Source organism: Thermoanaerobacter sp. RKWS2 (genome assembly GCF_026240795.1).
GTDB lineage: Bacteria > Bacillota > Thermoanaerobacteria > Thermoanaerobacterales > Thermoanaerobacteraceae > Thermoanaerobacter > Thermoanaerobacter ethanolicus.
In genome coordinates this window covers 322,316-337,253 of record NZ_CP110888.1, presented here as the reverse complement: position 1 = coordinate 337,253, position 14,938 = coordinate 322,316, and the positions used below count along the sequence as shown (strand labels likewise).

General features: G+C 34.9%; 12 protein-coding genes and 1 pseudogene. 1 reads left to right on the top strand and 12 read right to left on the bottom strand.

Going from position 1 to position 14,938, the window contains the following annotated elements:
• Positions 1 to 2 precede the first annotated feature (2 nt).
• The 10 genes and pseudogenes from OEI98_RS01655 to OEI98_RS01610 all read right to left on the bottom strand — a co-directional run bounded on the left by OEI98_RS01655 (position 3) and on the right by OEI98_RS01610 (position 11,449).
• The gene (locus tag OEI98_RS01655) at positions 3 to 251 is read right to left on the bottom strand and encodes a 4Fe-4S dicluster domain-containing protein (RefSeq protein ID WP_006569260.1); all 249 of its coding nucleotides are present in this window, start codon (positions 249 to 251) and stop codon (positions 3 to 5) included.
• Between the two features lie 61 nt (positions 252 to 312).
• On the bottom strand, positions 313 to 600 hold the full coding sequence (locus OEI98_RS01650; RefSeq protein WP_266039163.1) for an ArsR/SmtB family transcription factor: 288 nt from the start codon (positions 598 to 600) through the stop codon (positions 313 to 315).
• A gap of 63 nt (positions 601 to 663) precedes the next feature.
• A complete protein-coding gene (locus OEI98_RS01645; protein WP_266039161.1) occupies positions 664 to 1,824 on the bottom strand; it encodes a M28 family metallopeptidase in 1,161 nt (386 codons plus the stop codon).
• A gap of 24 nt (positions 1,825 to 1,848) precedes the next feature.
• A complete protein-coding gene (locus OEI98_RS01640; RefSeq protein WP_266039159.1) occupies positions 1,849 to 3,072 on the bottom strand; it encodes a WD40 repeat domain-containing protein in 1,224 nt (407 codons plus the stop codon).
• A gap of 16 nt (positions 3,073 to 3,088) precedes the next feature.
• On the bottom strand, positions 3,089 to 4,195 hold the full coding sequence (locus OEI98_RS01635; protein ID WP_266039157.1) for a hypothetical protein: 1,107 nt from the start codon (positions 4,193 to 4,195) through the stop codon (positions 3,089 to 3,091).
• Between the two features lie 742 nt (positions 4,196 to 4,937).
• Positions 4,938 to 7,412 carry a transglycosylase domain-containing protein gene (locus OEI98_RS01630; protein WP_266039155.1) on the bottom strand — a complete coding sequence of 825 codons (2,475 nt, stop codon included), beginning with the start codon at positions 7,410 to 7,412 and terminating at the stop codon, positions 4,938 to 4,940.
• Positions 7,413 to 7,587: 175 nt separating this feature from the next.
• Positions 7,588 to 8,757, bottom strand: a complete 1,170-nt coding sequence (locus OEI98_RS01625) for an iron-containing alcohol dehydrogenase (protein ID WP_266039153.1) — start codon at positions 8,755 to 8,757, stop codon at positions 7,588 to 7,590.
• 281 nt (positions 8,758 to 9,038) lie between these two features.
• Positions 9,039 to 9,686, bottom strand: a complete 648-nt coding sequence (locus OEI98_RS01620) for a bifunctional 4-hydroxy-2-oxoglutarate aldolase/2-dehydro-3-deoxy-phosphogluconate aldolase (protein WP_266039151.1) — start codon at positions 9,684 to 9,686, stop codon at positions 9,039 to 9,041.
• A 74-nt stretch (positions 9,687 to 9,760) separates the two neighbouring features.
• A complete protein-coding gene (locus OEI98_RS01615) occupies positions 9,761 to 10,534 on the bottom strand; it encodes a creatininase family protein (RefSeq protein WP_266039149.1) in 774 nt (257 codons plus the stop codon).
• Positions 10,527 to 11,449 (bottom strand): annotated as a pseudogene (locus OEI98_RS01610) (phosphotriesterase). Before OEI98_RS01610 ends, OEI98_RS01615 begins: the two are co-directional and overlap by 8 nt.
• Before the next feature lie 508 nt (positions 11,450 to 11,957).
• Between OEI98_RS01610 and OEI98_RS01600 the strand changes: the two are divergent.
• A complete protein-coding gene (locus OEI98_RS01600) occupies positions 11,958 to 13,196 on the top strand; it encodes an IS110 family transposase (protein WP_201035670.1) in 1,239 nt (412 codons plus the stop codon).
• 163 nt (positions 13,197 to 13,359) lie between these two features.
• On the opposite strand, the gene OEI98_RS01595 is transcribed toward OEI98_RS01600, so the two are convergent.
• On the bottom strand, positions 13,360 to 14,625 hold the full coding sequence (locus tag OEI98_RS01595; RefSeq protein ID WP_416237346.1) for a PTS ascorbate transporter subunit IIC: 1,266 nt from the start codon (positions 14,623 to 14,625) through the stop codon (positions 13,360 to 13,362).
• Between the two features lie 35 nt (positions 14,626 to 14,660).
• Positions 14,661 to 14,927: a PTS sugar transporter subunit IIB gene (locus tag OEI98_RS01590; RefSeq protein WP_266039141.1), complete on the bottom strand. Its 267-nt coding sequence runs from the start codon at positions 14,925 to 14,927 to the stop codon at positions 14,661 to 14,663.
• Between the last annotated feature and the right edge of the window lie 11 nt (positions 14,928 to 14,938).

Sequence of the window (14,938 nt, the reverse complement as noted above, 5' to 3'; positions counted from 1 at the left end):
AATTACCTCCTATCTCCAAAATATGTTATAGCTTCATTATCACAAACTTTTGAGCATCCACGGCAAAATTCCACGCAGTTGTCTGGATTTACAACATCCGGATACCCATCGTCACCGATGGTATAAACGTCGTGTGGACAAAAGTTCACACATTGATAGCACTGAATGCATTTATCCTTATCTATTATAGGATACCAATTCTTTGCCACATATTTCACCTCCTCTCCAGCATTTAAAAAAGCAATTATCATTTATATTAACCTCCTTATATATTTTTATATTCGAATATTCGAATATAAAAAATAAAAAAATTTATTTTGTAACAAGAAAGATATTTTTCACTTTCTCGATAATGTTTATGATATTTTCATCTGTTAAAGAATAATAAATTATAGTCCCTTCTCTTCTGGTTTTTACCATTTTATTTGCTCTTAACACCATTAAATGCCTTGATACATGGGATTGGTCTAAATTTAGTGCTGCCATCATTTGACATACGCACATTTCTTTTTTGCTTAAAAGCTCTATTATTTTTATTCTTGTAGGATGTGATAATGCTTTAAAGTATTCGGCAGCTTTATTATATACGTCAGCTTCCACTTCTTTTCACCCTTTCATATAAATTATATTCGATTTTTCAAATATAGTCAAGTTAATTTTTTGTCAATTTAATCTTTCTGCTACTTTAACTAAATACTCTTTAAAAAACTCTTCTTCATAACTTAAAAGTTGGGTATCGACGTTTTCTATAGTATCCGTATGCCAGTGGTAGTTACCTAGTCTTCCTTTTTCATCTTTTGCAAGAAACGCTATTGCATCAAATCCAGCAGCCATTGCTGGAAGAGCATCTGTAGGAAGGAGCAAATTTTTCATTTTTTGAACTTTTCCGTCACGACCTTTTGCCATCTCCTCTGCTATATCAAGTAACATTTTCCCGGCTCTTTTATAAAATATCATTCCTTCCCCCTCAAGGTATGTAACTTTACCAGTTCCAAGATTATCAAGTATGATGAATTTGGTCTCTTTAGAAAGTTTTTTACGGTATTCCCTTATGAAATTTTTCATTCCTCTTTCCCCCGTCTCTTCACTGCCAGTAAATAAAAATACCATGTCAACATTATCAGGAAACTTGTCTTTATGGTTTATATAGTAATTTGCCAATGCTAAAGTTAAAGCTACCCCTGTGCCATTGTCATTTGCCCCTTGTGTATACCTACCCGTTACTTCACATATAGCCATAAAAATTATATTTGCAAAAACAATAATAAGTCCAATACGCAATATTGCAGGAGCTATAACTAAATTGAAAATATTAAACAAAATTCCAATTGGAATAAGTCCAAATCCTATATATGAAATGTTGTAAATTGCACTTAGTTTGTCGACAATTTTAGGATGAAACATTATGCTGCCTTTTTGCGTGTCATAATGAGCTGATACAATTATTCTTTTACTGCGGCTTTCATCAAAACTTGTAAAAACATTTTGGGATAAATGCCTAGGCATTATACTTGTTTCAACTGGCTTACCACTTACTTCTAATAACAAAAGACTTATCGCAAATAAACTGAGTAAAAATGCTGCTATTTCTAAAGGTCCGCCGTACATCAATGAGAAAAAGCCGCAAATAAACAGCAAAACACCCACTTGTAAAGGAAGCATATATAGATTGTCTCTTGTAGTTTTAAAAGTCCGTTTCTCAGCTTTATACCCCATCCTCTTCAATTCCTGCAAAATATACTCCGCGGCTTGCCTTTCATTTTTTGTCGCAGAGCCCCTGTGTTCAAACTTAGTCAATTCCTTTAAATAGTCAATGCTCTTCAAATTAAAAGCCCCCTCTCAGTAAAACTATTTATTGCGATACTTATATACGTAACCATCTGCGGAATATATGTACAAGTTCGAACCATCCTCCGTAATAGCAATATCATAAATACCGCTTTTATGATAATAACTATATAAAGTATTTCCTTGTTTGTCGTACATAGTTATTTTATTAGCATTGTTTATGGTATTGTCATATTCTTGAGATAAAATTACTATATAATTTCCATCAGGTGTCATAACTGCTTTTTTAACTTTCCAACTAGAAGTTATAGTTTTTGTCATATTAAAATTGTTAAAAAATGTAATATAATATTCTTTATAATCTTTGCTGAAAGATATTAGAACCGCTGCTTTCCCATCTTTAGACATTAAAGCTTGTTGTATAACTCCTTTTTTTGTATAGTTTTCACTTAAAAGTGCCTTTTCTCTATTATAAAATCCAATACTACCGTCAAAACCTAAGAGTAAAAACGCTTTTCCATCCTCTGAAGCTGTTATAAAAGGTTCATTGCTTTTCATGTCTTTATTATAAAAAACTTTGCCGCTAAAATCCATCGCTAAAATTCCAGAAGAATTACCATCGTCAAAAGAGGCAGTTACTATATCTTTATTTATAGATAAGTCATAAACAAAAGTAGATTTAATTTTTTGCTCCCATATCATATACCCTTTATCATTAAAAAAATTAATAAAAGAGCCATATTCCTCATTTTCAGGCGTTGATACTGCATAGGAAAAATATTCTCCATCAGGAGATACAGAAACGGAAGTTACTTCGTGCCCTTTTATTATGTATTTGTGGGAAATCACCATGCCTGACTTATCATAAACTATCACTTCACTGCCTTTTTCATCTTCTATGACTAAAGCAATTAACTCTCCATTGCGAGATAAATCCAAAAATTTGATAGGTTTACTTGTACCTACCATCCAAAACTGATTGCCATTTTTTGTAGCCTTTATCAAATTAGTATTTTTAGCTATATAAATATTTTCTAATTCATCTGTAAATATAAAAGCATTTTCTCCTTCAATGTCTTCATTTAATAACCTTTTCCAGACAAACTCAGGATATTTTCCGTTTATAGGGCGAGGTATAATGTCCATTTTCCCATTGTGATAGTCATATACTGATATAGATTTAGAAGACTGTGCCATAATTCTTTTGCCATCTGGAGAAAATTTAAGCATTGCTATAGTATCATAGACTTTGGCAGTCCAAATCATATTTCCACTTTCATCCATGACCCCTATGTAATCTTTAGTTTTCGTTAGGAATTGTAGTGCCATTTATAGCAAAATAAGTATTATTCCCTTCAAAACGCACATCATTTATAAGTCCGTAATTTACTACAATATAGTCTACAAGCTTTCCACAACTATCATAAATTTTAGAAACTCCATAATTGCCTATAACAAACTTAGTAGCATCTTTATTAGTGTAAAACCTCTCTGCTATCGTTGGGATCTCTGTTTTGTCGCCATTTAATTTTTCTATATAAAGTTTTTTGTCAAAATAACTGGAAAATAAAATTGTATTGCCATCAGCAGATAATAAAGCCGAAATTTTTGTCATGCCAGAAGTTCCTTCTACCTTTGATGGGCTGAGCGGCATCTTTATTCTTTTTATCATTTTCCCATTTCTATTATACACATAAATGTTATATTGTAGCAAATCACTAGAGGAAAGATAAAGAACGTCATTTTCTTTCTCTTTCATCAAATTATTGTTGTTATTTCTATTGCTTAAATCAATAAACAAAAATTTTTCGCTATTATCGCTAAAATTTTCAAGCTTCGGTATTACATGATTTATCTTTTTGACAATTTTATTTTGATTGAACAATATTAATTCGCCATCAGCTGGATAATTATCCTTATAGTATACATTGGAAATAACAACAGCTTCTCCATCAGGAGACACCATAGCATCTAACACATTCTTTTGATAATCAATCTTTTTAGCCTCCACATTATAATTTAAAATTTCAGTTAACTTATCATCATAAAGTGCTATTTCCGTTTCTCCTTTTTTAACCACAAATTTATTTAAAGAGGTATTTAATATTCTATAATCTGCTTTTGTCCCCAAAAGTTTTTCTTCAATCATTTTATCTTTGTCATAACTTCTCAAATATATGTTGCCATCTTTATACACTAAAGTAACGATTTCATCTTCTGATATAAATGTCGTATCAAAAAATCTTTCTCCATTACTTTGAATTGTCCACAAAGGCACATTGCCGTCTTGCAAGGCGGCATTTGCAATATTTTTCGGAGGTTTTATAGCTTCCCCTGGGGTTTTTAAATTGTCACACCCTGATAAAAATAACACTAAAACCATCATTAATAAAACAATCTTTTTCAAATTTAACCCCTCCAACTGTACCTTAAGTTAATAATAGCACATTTTATAATCGAGTAGGAGGCGGTGACTAACCACCGTCCTCTCACACCACCGTACGTACCGTTCGGTATACGGCGGTTCGGTAAGTAAATAAGTGAGATTACCTCCATATATTAGGCGTAGATTTCACTAAGCACTCCTAACCTTTATCTTCGAGTTCCACTCTATTTTCTGTTAGGCAGTCCCTATCAGGGTTGACAGCTTTCAAACATGAATAGTCCATCCTAATATCTGCTTAATTACTACCGTCAAGTCCTTCCCTTACCTATCCTTTCGGTAGGTTCAAACAGTACTATGACTTGAACTGACTTCTGAATGTTCAGCTATATCTCACAATATAGGTTACTCATGAAGAAAATTTATTCTCCACTTGAGCATATCATTCAGACCTCCCCGGGTAAGAACGATAACCTTCATCTCATCTATCTGCCAGATTTACTGTATGGGGTTCGGGTAGTGTTGGACTTCGTTTTGTAATGCAAACTCATCCGCCCCAATTCAGCCTCCTATCTGGTTTTTATTCATCAGACCGAGATTTTGCCTGCCGCTTCCTTCAGATTCCACCTCACGATGGACACCCTTGCGGTTCGGCTAGTGGTTCCCACTACCAAGCCCACAGCGGACTTTCACCGCCTAGTTATCGCCCATGCCGGGCGCACAAAAAAGCATACTTGAAAGCTATGCTTTCAAGTATGCTTTTTTCTCATGGTGTTGGATTTGTTGTGGAAGGAGAGTTATTACTAGGCGGAGTAGTTTGAGAATTACCATTGTTAGGAGGCGGATTGGTCGTTTCTCCTCCAGGAGGTTGCTCTGTACCACCGTTATTAGCGGGCGGTGGTTGAGTATTATCCCCTGGAGCATTACCATCAGTAGAATTCTGTGGTGGCGGAACAATATCGTCGTATTCTTTTGGAACCACATATTTTCCATCTAGTGCAACTGCATTCTGCGCTGGTGTTCTACCCGGTGGATCTATAAACACAGCTTCTTTTACCAAATCAGGAGGAGTTAAATCCGTTGCTAGTTTACCATTTTGAGAATTTATTTTAACCATTACGTGAACAGTACAATAAGTTGTGGGTTGGGTACCTTGTGCAAAAATTTCAGTATAGGTTCTGTCACCCCGAGGATCTAAGTGACACAAATCTGTAGGAAGTTCCCCTGAATCCTTGCATACTGTGACAGAAATAATTCCCGGCGGTCTTACAAAATCTTTATATGGTAAATCTTTGTGTATCTGAAGCATCACTGTCTTCCACAACTGAGCAGGGTAACTGCCACCTACTACCTTAATACCTGTTCTGGTATCGTATAATGAAATAGAATTATTATCATAGCCCATCCACACAGTAGCAACATAATAAGGAGTAAAACCTGAAAACCATGCATTACTGTAATTATCAGTAGTTCCAGTTTTACCAGCAACAGGCATATTAGGAATCCTCGCACGAGTACCTGTGCCGTATTTTACAACGTCTTGCATCATGTTCATTAATATATAAGCATTTTGCTCGCTTAAAACTACATGTCTTAACGGTTTATTTTCTAAAATCAAATTCCCTTCAGAATCTGTGACTTTAGTAAAAGTAATAGGTGTTGTATAAACTCCTCCATTTGCAATTGCTCCATAAGCAGCAGCTTCTTGAAGAGGCGTAACCCCCTTGTAAAGTCCCCCAAGAGCAAGAGCAGGTAAATACATATCATTCTTGGTTATATCAAGTCCAAATTTTTTGCCATAATTTGCAGAAGTAGCTACCCCTATCCTATCAACAACTTTGACAGCAGGGATGTTTAATGAATGAGTCAAAGCTTCTCTCAACGTTACAAGTCCCCTATAAGTAGAACTTTCGTAATTGTGAGGAGTCCAATTGCCAAAAGTTGTTGGAACATCATCAACAACTGTCGCTGCTGTGAGCCCGCTTTCTAAAGCCGGTCCATAAACCGTAAGAGGTTTTATTGAAGAGCCCGGTTGTCTATAAGCTTGAGTTGCCCTATTGAATCCTCTAACTATATTAGAAGTATCACGTCCCCCAACAAGTCCCTTAACTTCTCCTGTTCTCCAATCCATTACAACCATTGCACCCTGAACTTCGTCTTTAATCTTTGAATTCATAGGAAAAAGTTCTGGGTTTTTGAAAGCCTCTTCAACATAACTTTGTATTTTCAAATCCATTGTCGAATAAATTCTGAGTCCGCCATTATATATTTTGTTTATTGCTTCGTCATGAGAGATATTGAGTTTTTTAGACAATTCATCTGCTACATCATTTATGACTTGGTCTATAAAATATTTATGGTCATATGTGGTAAAATTCGTCTTTTTAAATACCAATTTCTCTGCTATTGCTTTATCGTACTGCTCTTTAGTAATATACCCTTGTTCGAGCATTTTTTTTAAAACAAGGTGTTGTCTTTGTGTAGCAGCTTCTAAATTGGCATAAGGTGAATATACAGACGGATTATTAGTAATACCAGCAATCATAGCAGATTCGGCTAAGTCTAACTGGCTTACGTCTTTGCCAAAGTAAGCCAAAGCTGCCGCCTGGACTCCATAAGCATTTACATTAGGTCCTCCAAGATATATTGTATTAAGGTATGCTTCAAGTATTTGCTCTTTTGTATACTTTTGTTCTAATCTCCACGCAAGTACAGCCTCTTGTATTTTTCTGGTAAGTGTTTTTTCATTGGAAATCATGGTATTTTTTACAAGCTGTTGCGTTATAGTACTTGCACCCTGAACGGGTTTACCTCCTGCTTTAATATCTGCAATAAGAGCTCCAATGATTCTTTTGGGGTCAATCCCTAAATTATTTTTATAAAACCTTTGGTCTTCTATAGCAACAAAAGCATTTTGCAAATCTTTGGGTATTTTTTCTATAGGAACCCACAGCCTATTGTCAGCCCCATGAAGTATTGCTACTCTTTGCCACTGACCATTGCTGTCTTTTGCATATACAATGGAGGATTGGCTTTGTGCTGTCAAAGCCTCCTGCGAAATCGGTGGAGTATTTTTAATTATTGCCCAAACTTTGCCTCCTATTACCCCAACTCCTATAAAAATCAAAATCAATATTGCATATCCTAAAAATTTTAATATATTTCTAATGGTACTGTTGTTTTCATTTTTTCTTTTATGCTTTCTCCTTTCACTTCGCTTTAAATTTGCATTATTTTCCATATCGATCCCCCATATTAAAAATACTCGGTTCACACGTCACATTTTGTCAATATAGATTATATCATAAATTATATCAGTTTTTATGTCCAATTTGTAACAAATTATTAATTAATTATTAAAAAAATATAAAATCACAGCAAAAAAGTCAGCCAATAATGACTGACTTTTAGAAATTCTACTTTGCTAATTTATAGATATTAATGACATCTTCCTTTCCTAACTTTACGAAATTGCCGAGTTTTTTGTTGCCATTGTCTGTACATTTATTGGCCATCTCTTCAAATCTGTCATCAGAAATGCCTGCTTCTTTAAGGGTAACAGGAAGACCAATCTCTTTAAAAAATTCTGTCATTCGTCTTATACCCTCTAATGCTATGTCTTCGAGGTTTTCATAAGGTAGGTCCACATCCCATACTCTTACAGCAAATTGTACAAAGCGATTTATATCATGCTTGTATACATATTTCATCCAGGCTGGAAAGATAATTGCAAGTCCTGCTCCATGAGCAATATCGTAAATAGCGCTTAGTTCATGTTCAATTCTATGGGAAGCCCAATCTCCTATCCTTCCTGTGCTTAATAAATCATTGTGTGCGATGGTACCCGCCCACATAATTTCTGCCCTTGCATTGTAATTTGCTGGGTCTTTTAGCACAATACGCACATTGTTTATAACAGTTTTTAAAGTAGCTTCACAAAGCCTATCAGTCAAATCAACATTTTTGACATTTGTAAAATATCTTTCCATGACGTGGGCCATAATATCTGCAACACCACAGGCCGTTTGATAATTGGGTAATGTATATGTAAGCTCTGGATTCATAATTGCAAACTTAGGCCTTATCAAGTCATGATGAAACCCTTTTTTAAACCATCCGTCTTCATTTGTAATAACTGTAGCATCGCTTGCCTCACTTCCTGTTGCAGGGATAGTTAAGATGACACCTACAGGTAAAGCCTCTTCAAGCTGCGCTTTTCCTGCAAAAAAGTCCCACACATTTCCCTCATAAGGCACACCCATTGCAATAGCCTTTGCAGTGTCAATAACGCTTCCTCCGCCAACAGCTAAAATAAAATCGATATTATTTTCTCGGCATAATTTTATTCCTTCCTGCACAAGGCTAAGCCTTGGATTAGGCTTTACACCTGATAGCTCTATAAACTCAACTCCAGCTTCTTTTAAAGAATTTACAACTTTATCATATAGGCCAGACTTTTTTATACTTCCTCCACCATAACAGAACAGCACTTTGTTGCTATACTTTTTTACCTCTTCACCCACTTGATGTTCTGTTCCCTTACCAAAAATAATTTTTGTAGGGCTTGAAAAAACAAAGTTTTCCATAAAATCACTCTCCCCCAAAAGTTTTTTATCATTTTATCCCTTGGAAGCTTACCAAGACGTCAAAATACATTAATAAAAATGTCCTTTAGAAATTATAACACAAAGGTAGAAAATAATGAAATGTGATAAAAAGAAAAAATTAGTTTTTATAGCAGGTATTCAGAAAGATAACCATCACGACTTCTTCACCAAGAACTAGAAATTTCCACAATTACACTATAAAAAGAGGCCGAAAACGGCCTCACTCAATTTTATCTTTACTATTAACATTAACTAATCAATCAACTGGAAATATCATTCGCTAGAGCAATTACAAATTTTCTTGCTATATCCTTTATTTTATTAAAATCACTAGCCTTAATGGCTTCCCTATCTAGAAGTGCAGAACCGATGCCAAACAATTTAATGCCTACTTTTTTAAACTCAAAGACATTATTTATTGTTATCCCTCCTGTGGCCATCAGTGGTATATGAGATAATGGTCCTAGCACCTCTTTAAAATACGACGGACCTAATGAGCCAGCAGGGAATACCTTTACTATCTCTGCACCATTTTCATATGCAGTCAATATCTCTGTCGGCGTCATAGCTCCGGGTATGGCGTGTTTACCATACCTGTTGGCAGTCTTGATTACATCAATATTTAACGTAGGAGTTACAATATACTGGGCCCCAGCTATTATGGCCATCCTGCATGTCTCAGGGTCTAATATTGTCCCAGCACCTATGCAAAGCTTCTCTCCATATTTTGCTGTCATATTCCTAATAAACTCAAAAGCCCCATCAGTGTCTGCCGTTACCTCGACGCATCTAATACCACCTTCAATTAAGGCATTTAATATACCATCAAGTTTGCCTTTATCTATCTTTCTTATTATAGCTACTATACCATTCGCATTAAGCTTATTTAAAATTTCATATTTATACATATAATTTTCTACCCCCTAGATTGTTATTTCATTACAATAGAAGAGGATATGAAGCCTCTTCTATTGCAAATGAATCATTCAATTTTCCTATCTATTTCATCAATAATTTTCGTTATTTTATCTACTATAAAATCTACCATTGAATCCAGTAAATATTCGCCCTTCTCTTTAGTAGCTAATGTTGCGTCCCCAAATACCCCGGATTTACTAATATTTCCAAGATAGTCATCAGAATAGCCGTAGTCTGCTGGTATGTCCGGATACTCTTTTATTGCCCTATCTAATCGTACTAGGCTCTCATTAATAGCTAACATGACAGATGTTTCTATTTCACAAGCATGTATCATTCCATACCATTTTTGTGATTTAATTATCCCTTTTGAAAATTGATCCAAGTTAGGATAATGGAAATATATTATGGGAAAATAAATATAATTATGGAGTTTTCTAACAGCAAATTTCAGCGGTCTTATATTTGCTTCGTGTCCTGTTATAATAACCAATATTTTGCATCCATGTTTTTTTAAACTATTTGCTACATCATATATGATATTTTTAAACGTATCATCACTTAGTGAAATAACACCGGGAATCCCTTCCCATACGTATGAATATCCGTAAGGAATTACCGGTAAAACAACTGCATCTAACCTATCAGCCACTTTCCGTGCCACATATTCTGCATAGAATGAATCTGTTCCATATGGTAAATGTGGGCCGTGCTGTTCTGTTGCTCCAACAGGCAAAATTACAATGGGGTTTGTCTTGAATATTTTTTCCACTTCAATTCTTGTAAGTTGTTCTAAATCGTAGGCCATATAATTTCGCACTCCTTCTTCATTAATCATCTATTGTTAGCCATTTTGCTGGATTTTTAATAAATATCTTGTTAATTATATCTTTAGTTATTCCTTCTTCTAACATCCGCTTGGTGAATTTTTTAATTATAAATTCAAAACCAGGACCTCCCCCATATGCAGATAAGTAAGATTTTCTTCCCATATCACCCGAAATTAGTAATTTATCTTCAAAGCCATTATTTATAACATTTTTTATAAGTTCTATCCTTACGCTATCAGGATAATATTTGATTTTGCCTGGTCCATCAAATTGTAAGTATGCACCTCTTTTTAATATATCTATATGATACTTTGGATCCGCATTTCTGTCAGAATGACCTACAGCTACCTTCGAAATATCTGCTCCTTCTTCCTCAAGAATATCCAATATTTCAAGACCCATCGTGCCACTTTCAGTGTGACACCAAATAGGAGCTTTTGTTATAATTTGTGCTTTTGCAGCTGCCCTTATCACTTTTTCCTCTAATTTGGTTATAACGTTATATGAAGTACCTATTTTTATCTGTCCAGCCTTAATTCCAGTATTACCTATTCCATTTTCAACCTCCTCAACAAATAAATCGACAAGGTCATTAAATGCTATTTCTTTAACCCATTCAGGATAATATGCTCCTTTATTGAAACCAGTAGTACAAATTATATTTACCGGAACTTTAGTCGCAATATATTTTAAGGCTTCTGGATCTCTGCCATAATCTATAGTACTGCCTTCAACTAACGTTCTTCCACCTGCATAATAAAATTTTTTTAATTCAATTATTGCACATTCAATGCTTGGTAATTCAAGATCTGGATCTTCCCTTTTTTCCAATCCGGTGGATGTGCAATCAAATGCTCATGGCTGTAAGTAAAACCTAAATCTTCTGCTTTAATTTCCCCTAAAACAGTATTAATGTGAGCCATTTAAACTTCCTCCTCGTATAATTAATTTTAAAGACAATAAATTGTCTCACTTCTTAAAAATTTAATAAAGCGCATTTATAACTGGAAATCTTTAATATTCTCATCTTGTCTAAAATCTTATCTATTGCCATGAATCCGTAATATTGCGCAATATGCAGGATTCATGGCGCGGCCGTCTCATCTTTTTTCGGCCTTATTATTTACTTTTGAGATAACTTGTAGCATTATTATACTGTAAAGTTAATGTGGGACAGGCTTTCGTCCTCCATGCGGCTTGACCGCTCTTTTAAGTGTGGTCCCTACACCAGATTTGCCTTTTCTTACGCGAAATCTGCTTTGTCATATATAAGCCCCTGGCAGCAGAGGATTCAGGCTTATATATTAAGAGCTAATTGCGAGGTTGCTACATAATCTGGTTGCTAGGGTTATCTCAAATTAACTTTTACTTATACTTACTTTATCAATTTTGAAAGGAGGTGTAACAATCTTGAATAAGCTTTTTGTTGGTATGGATGTAAGCCTGAATGATGTCAAGGTTCATATTCTCGACCAGGAGGGTAATGATGCTTCCTCTCGTTTTTCTGTAGAAAATAACCCTCATGGTTGTGATGTTATAGTTTCCCGTATCTTGGAGTGTTGTAATAAATACAATATCCAAAAGGTCTTTATTGGTTTGGAATCTACTTCAGTCTATGGCTGGCACCTCCAGTATTATTTGGCTGATCATTCTGCTCTTAAGCCTTATCAACCTTCTATTACTACTTTTAATGCTAATATTATTAATGCTTTTAAAAAGTCTCTCGGCAATTTACCTAAAAATGACTGGATTGATGCCTTTGCTATTGCTGAAAAACTGAGATTCGGTAGACTCCCTAAATCTTGTTCTGTAGATTTTAGATATCTTGCTCTCCAGAGGCTTACTCGCCATCGCTTCCACATTGTTAATAGTATTGTTAGAGAAAAAAATTATTTCCTCAGCAATTTGTTCCTTAAGTTTAGTGGTTTGTGCCAAAATAAAGTCTTTAGTAATAATTTTGGAGCAACTGCTACTGAAATATTTAATGAGTTTTTCACCCTTGATGATATTGCGGCTCGACCGCTTGATGAGCTTGCCGGCTTTTTGGTTGACAAGAGTAAAGATCGCTTTGATGATCCAGAAGCTACAGCTAAATTGCTTCAAGAGGCTGTTCACAAGTCTTATAGAATTAATGCTACTGTAGATGATTCTTTAAACTTTGTTATCAAGTCTTGCTTTGATAATCTACAGTCCCTTGAAAAACAGAAGAAAGCTGTAGAAAAAGCCATTATTAATGAGGTAAAAGGATTTAATAATGAATTTCTTTGTCTTACATCAGTAAAAGGTATTGGCCCAACCATCGCAGCCGGCTTAATATCTGAGATAGGCGGAATTTCAAGGTTTGATAATGATAATGCCCTTGCAAAGTTTTCCGGCCTTTATTGGTCAGAGTACCAGTCTGCTGATTTTAAAGCGGAGGACACATATCTCAAGCGTACTGGTAATGAGTATCTCAGATATTATTTTATTCAAGCAGCTGACCAGCTCAGGAAGTATTTACCTGAGTTCTCACAATACTATGCCCGCAAATTTAAAGAAAGCAAAACTCACAAGCATAAACGTGCTCTTGTATTGACTGCACGTAAAACTGTAAGGTTAGTCTTCGCTCTGCTGCGCGAAGAAAAACTTTATAAATCCCCAATAATGAAAGGAGATGATTGTATAAGTTAACATATTATCCCATGACCATATTTTACATTAATTTCCATCAGCTTATTGCGTGATGGTTAGCTTTGCTATGCCCTTTTTTAGGTTATTTTATTAAATTTTTTTGAATTTTTTTATCACCCTCTTGACATATTACCGAAATACTTAAAAAATTAGTATTTTGCTCTTATATACCAAACAATTTACCTATTAGTCTTATTATCACAACAACAATTATTGCATCTGGCGATGCAAACCATAGACCTTGTACACCATATTTCGTCACATCAACTAGAGGATATGCAAAAGCAACCATCAATGGCCACGTAAATCCTAAAAAGAAACCCGCGACTAAAGAAGCTTTTTTTCCTCCTAAAACATTTCCAAATACCCCCGCAGCAGCTCCCATAAAAAACATTCCAATAACACTTGGTAGCACAACCACTGGAGCAATAAATCTTGTCAAAAATGTCGCTATCAACGAGCCAACTAATGCCGCAATAAACCCTAGAACTACGGCAGTGGGAGAGTATGGATAGAAAATAGGAACATCCAATGCTGGCTTTGCACCAGGTACTATGTGTTCACTTATTCCTTTAAATGCAGGAATAATTTCTCCTAAAAACATTCTTACACCCTGCAAAAGAACTAACACACCAGCTACAAATGTAAGTGCTTGAATTATTGCATATATTATATAATTCTGTGCACCACTTAGTTTACCTACAACGGATGGTCCAGCAACTATAGCTGTAATTATATATATGATAACCATAACAATTGACATAAAGATCGACATATCCCTGAAGAAATCAAGACTTTGAGGCACCTTTATGTCTTCTGCAGAGTCCTTTGGATTACCAAAAGGTTTACCAATCCAGCCAGCCAGCGTAATCCATGAACTTCCCCAAAATCCAAAGGCAACTTCATCTGAACCTGTAACTTTTTTTACTGTTGGTTGTGATATGGCAGGAAATATTACCATACACAATCCCTCAACAATTGAACCAAGTAATATTAATTTCCAACCACTAAATCCCATCTGGTCAAATAAAATAGCCATTGTACCAGCAAAACTCCAGATCATATGACCCGTTAAAAAGACATACTTGTACGGAGTTAATCTTGCTAATATTAAGTTTATAACAAATGCTAAAACCATTATTATTGCCGTTTCTGTTCCCAAAAATTTTGAAACAGCAGCAACAAGTGAATTATCTTCTGCTACAATACCGGTTAAGTGAAATGCTTCTTGAAACATTGTGCTGAATGGTATTAAGGCATTTACAATAATACCAGCACCACCAGTTAAAATTAAGAAACCTAACATAGTTTTAGTTGTCCCAATTACTATATCACTAAAAGATTTGCGCATAGCTACCAATCCCAAGGCTGCAACTAGTCCTAATATAACAGCAGGCTGAGACAAAACCATACTTATAAAATTAATAATTTGCATGTTATCCCCCTTTTCTTAAATTATTATAGTTACTGAAAATATTCTTTTAATTTTTGTTCAAGTTCTAATTTATCAATAAGATTATTTATGAAAATTTTAGGTAGGGGTACGTCCTTCAATCTTGATTCCATATCTTTTGGAGCAATTACTAAATCAGCATTAATTCCTTTTATTGAGCCAAGATCTACATTATCAATCTGAGCTGATTTACCTATACTTTTTAATATATTCTCAATATTCATTTTTAGCATTAAACTTGTTCCTAATCCCATGCCACATATAGTAACAATTTTCATAGCTCACCACT

Bases quoted from the DNA above. Each gene is read 5' to 3' on its own strand.
- OEI98_RS01640 (WP_266039159.1), bottom strand. From the start codon at position 3,072: ATGGATGAAAGTGGAAATATGATTTGGACTGCCAAAGTCTATGATACT.
- OEI98_RS01620 (WP_266039151.1), bottom strand. From the start codon at position 9,686: ATGTATAAATATGAAATTTTAAATAAGCTTAATGCGAATGGTATAGTA.
- OEI98_RS01625 (WP_266039153.1), bottom strand. From the start codon at position 8,757: ATGGAAAACTTTGTTTTTTCAAGCCCTACAAAAATTATTTTTGGTAAG.
- OEI98_RS01655 (WP_006569260.1), bottom strand. From the start codon at position 251: ATGATAATTGCTTTTTTAAATGCTGGAGAGGAGGTGAAATATGTGGCA.
- OEI98_RS01590 (WP_266039141.1), bottom strand. From the start codon at position 14,927: ATGAAAATTGTTACTATATGTGGCATGGGATTAGGAACAAGTTTAATG.
- OEI98_RS01600 (WP_201035670.1), top strand. From the start codon at position 11,958: ATGGATGTAAGCCTGAATGATGTCAAGGTTCATATTCTCGACCAGGAG.
- OEI98_RS01615 (WP_266039149.1), bottom strand. From the start codon at position 10,534: ATGATTAATGAAGAAGGAGTGCGAAATTATATGGCCTACGATTTAGAA.
- OEI98_RS01630 (WP_266039155.1), bottom strand. From the start codon at position 7,412: ATGGAAAATAATGCAAATTTAAAGCGAAGTGAAAGGAGAAAGCATAAA.